The organism is Pseudomonas sp. (assembly GCF_026224925.1).
Taxonomy (GTDB): Bacteria; Pseudomonadota; Gammaproteobacteria; order Pseudomonadales; family Pseudomonadaceae; genus Aquipseudomonas.
Genome location: NZ_JAMFRV010000755.1, coordinates 1 through 3,528, shown reverse-complemented (window position 1 = coordinate 3,528; position 3,528 = coordinate 1). Strand labels below are relative to the sequence as shown.

4 protein-coding genes are annotated in these 3,528 nt (G+C 53.4%); 2 read left to right on the top strand and 2 right to left on the bottom strand.

All coding sequences use genetic code 11. The features are described 5' to 3' along the window. Positions 1 to 700, bottom strand: a 700-nt coding sequence (locus M0974_RS31480; protein ID WP_297845982.1) for a formyltetrahydrofolate deformylase, incomplete at its 3' end; no start/stop codon positions are given. Positions 701 to 1,060: 360 nt separating this feature from the next. Between M0974_RS31480 and mvaT the strand changes: the two genes are divergently transcribed. Next, complete coding sequence (mvaT, locus tag M0974_RS31475) at positions 1,061 to 1,441, top strand: histone-like nucleoid-structuring protein MvaT (RefSeq protein ID WP_297845981.1); 381 nt, start codon at positions 1,061 to 1,063, stop codon at positions 1,439 to 1,441. A gap of 105 nt (positions 1,442 to 1,546) precedes the next feature. Here the strand turns inward: mvaT and sbcB are convergent, their stop codons facing one another. Then, positions 1,547 to 2,977, bottom strand: a complete 1,431-nt coding sequence (gene sbcB / locus M0974_RS31470) for an exodeoxyribonuclease I (protein WP_297845979.1) — start codon at positions 2,975 to 2,977, stop codon at positions 1,547 to 1,549. Positions 2,978 to 3,177: 200 nt separating this feature from the next. On the opposite strand from sbcB, the gene M0974_RS31465 reads away from it, so the two are divergent. Continuing rightward, on the top strand, positions 3,178 to 3,528 hold a 351-nt coding region (locus M0974_RS31465; RefSeq protein WP_297845978.1), incomplete at its 3' end, for an RDD family protein.

The following is a 3,528-nucleotide window of genomic DNA, read 5'->3' as shown; positions in this document are numbered from 1 at the left end:
GCTCGATAATAGGGCCGGCATCCAGCTCTTCGGTGACGTAATGGCAGGTGGCGCCGATCAGTTTCACGCCGCGCAGTGAGGCTTGATGATACGGTTTGGCGCCCACAAACGACGGAAGAAAGCTGTGGTGGATGTTGATCACTTTATGCGCGAAATCCCGGCACAGCTCCGGCGGCAGAATTTGCATGTAACGCGCCAGCACCACGACATCGGCTTGGTGATGCTTGACCAAACGGGAGACCTCGGCAAATGCCGGCTCCTTATCGGCAGCGTTTACCGGCACGTGGTAGTAAGGGATTTTATGCCACTCGACCATGCTGCGCAGGTCTTCGTGGTTGGAGATGACACAGGCAATCTCGCAATCCAACTCATCTGTGTGCCAGCGGTGTAACAAATCCGCAAGACAGTGAGATTCGCGGCTGGCCATCAACACCACGCGCTTCTTCTGCGCCGAATCGGTAATGCGCCAGTCCATGGAGAACTCTTCGGCAATCGGCGCAAAAGCCTCGCGGAACGCGTCAAGTTCAAGGGGTAATGTATCGGCCCGAATTTCGTGACGCATAAAAAACCAGCCACTGAGATTGTCCGAATGATGGCTCGCTTCGGTTATCCAGCCGTTATAGCTCGCCAGAAAGTTACTGACTTTAGCAACGATGCCTACACGGTCCGGGCAAGCAATCACCAGGCGAAAAGTGCGCATGTGGGGGAAACTCCAGAACTTCGCAAAGGCCGCCATTCTAGCGATTACGCGGCAAAACTGCAGTACTCCTCTTGATTTGATTGATGCCGATCGTAGAACTGATTCGACGTAGCCAGCACAGATCGCTGACCGTACCCGATTGAGCGACCCCATGGCGATTGAACTGCCTGGATAGAAATGGCATTAGACGCTTGCTCATTAGGGGCTGAAGAGAGTTATCTAGTGTTACGAAAGCAGTAGCGCTAGCCCTGAATTTTAAATAAATGCATTAAAACTTTTATTTAATGTTTACTTGATCAAAGTGTCTGACTATTATTGCGTCACTGTCTCCCTGTCACGCCACAACATCAGGTAATCCTCATGTCCTTGATCAACGAATACCGCGCCACCGAAGAAGCCATCAAAGAATTGCAAGCCCGTTTGAAGAATCTGTCCCAAGACGACAAACTGCAAACTGAACTGGAATTCGAAGGCAAACTGCGTACCTTGATGGGCGAATATCAAAAATCGCTTCGCGATATCATTGCGCTGCTGGACCCAGAAGCTAAAAGCGGCAAGCTCCCACGCGGCGGCGCTGTTAAGCCTACTGGCACCAAGCGCGCACGTAAGGTTAAGCAGTACAAAAACCCGCACAACGGCGAAATCATTGAAACAAAAGGCGGCAACCACAAAACGCTGAAAGAGTGGAAAGCCAAGTGGGGCGGCGACGTCGTTGAAAGCTGGTCTACAACTTTAGGCTAAGCAATAACGTCGTCAGCAATGACGTCAAAAAAAACGCCAGCTTGCTGGCGTTTTTTATTGCCTGAATTTCGTTACCAAGTGTCTCACACCGGGCCTGCTAAGGCCTCAAAGCTTGAACCGCTCCTTTAGTTGCTGCGCATAAGCCCGCCACTGATCCAACACCGCAAGCTGCTCTGGCGAAGCACTAAGGGAAGAGACGGCCAACGCCTCAGTAAAACTTTGTAAAGTATTCGGCGCCCCACTCCCGGCGTCTGACAAACGCTTCCTACAAAATGCTTCCCAGCGATCTTGCTCCTCGACGCTCAAGGTATCGGCAAAGTTCCGTGCCCGGTATCTGAATAACAACTCGGGGAGCCGAGCATCGTCGAAAGGCCATTCATCTCGGGCTAGATGTTCCGGCTCGACAGTACGAACTTGGTCACACAAACGACGATCTCGATCACCCAGAAAACCGTCATATAATTGCTGCTCAGGATCTTCACTTGGCGTGAAGTCTTCACGGCCATAAACAGCTTTCAATTTATCCTGCCAAAGTTCCCGGCCCTCGGCTAAGCGCTGCACGCGCTGGTGATAGTTCGCCATATCCAGTTGCAAACGCACTTGGTCTTCGGGCCGCAGCACGCTGAGCGGTGCCACGACCGGACAGCGATTTATATGCAGCAATTTAAGCGGTACCGGTAATTCACCTTCGAGCAGGTCATCACGGCGGGTATATAACCGTGCGCGCAATGTATCGGCATCATGCTCAAGCAGCGGCGAAGGATCCTGATGCAAATCGCACACAATAAGCGCGTTGCGATTTTGCGGGTGCCACGCCAACGGTAATACCACACCCAAATAATGACGGGCCGCAGAAAAGCGTCCAGAGATATGCACCAATGGTTGCATCAAACGGATTTGATCCTGTACCCGTTGTTTGCTGCGCAGTTGAAACAGGTAGTCATACAGTTTCGGCTGCTTCTCACGGACCAAGCGAGCCAGTGCGATAGTGGCGCGCACATCGGACAATGCATCGTGGGCCTGACCATGGTCGATGCCATTGGAAGCAGTCAGTCGCTCCAGTTTCAACGTAACTCGCCCGTCTTCTTCAGGCCAAACGATGCCTTCAGGGCGCAACGCGTAGGCGGTTCTCACCACATCGATCAGATCCCAACGACTATTGCCGCCCTGCCACTCTCTGGCATAGGGATCGAAAAAGTTCCGGTAAAGGCTGTAGCGGGTCACTTCATCGTCAAAACGTAAGGTGTTATAGCCGGCGCCACACGTGCCAGGAGCCGACAACTCGGCGTGCACCCGGGTCATGAAATCAGCTTCACTCAAACCTTGTTCGGCCAGACGATCCGGGGTGATACCGGTAATTACGCAGGCCGCAGGGTGAGGCAGAATGTCCTCGCTGGGCTGGCAATAGATATTGATGGGCGCAGCGATCTCATTGAGCTCTGCGTCGGTGCGGATACCGGCAACCTGAAGCGCGCGATCATTGCGCGGATTGATACCGGTGGTTTCATAGTCGTACCAGAAGATGCTGGAGGTCACGGGCTATTCCTAAACAGAAGACCGACGAAGTGTAGGGCGTGTGACGTGCAAAGGGTTAATCGTCTAATTCAGACACACAACTTTTAGCTGAAGAACCCTCTATTCCCGGCTTGGTTTCAAGTGGGTCAAACAGTCGGGTTGCTTCACCGGCCCGCGCTGGCTAGCATCGGGGTCTTTCATCAGGCAAACACCCCCCGAAAATGCCTCTCCCGCCCGCCTCGCCAAGGATTGCAGCGCCACATGCGCCACTGGATACCCGCGCGCGAATCGAAACCCCGGAAGGGATAGATCTGCTGCTACGGCCCGCAGGTTTGGTTCCGCGTTCGCTGGCGTTCGGCATCGACCTGATCATTCGTGGGCTAGTCATCGTAGGGCTGTACTTTTTGTTCCGCACATTAAGTACCTTTGGTACGGGCTTGAGTATGCTCGTACTGTTTCTCGCAAACTGGTGGTACATGGTGCTATTCGAGGTGTTGAATCAAGGACGCAGCCCCGGCAAGCAGGTGATGGGCTTACGCGTGATTCAGGATGATGGCACTCCGATTGGCTGG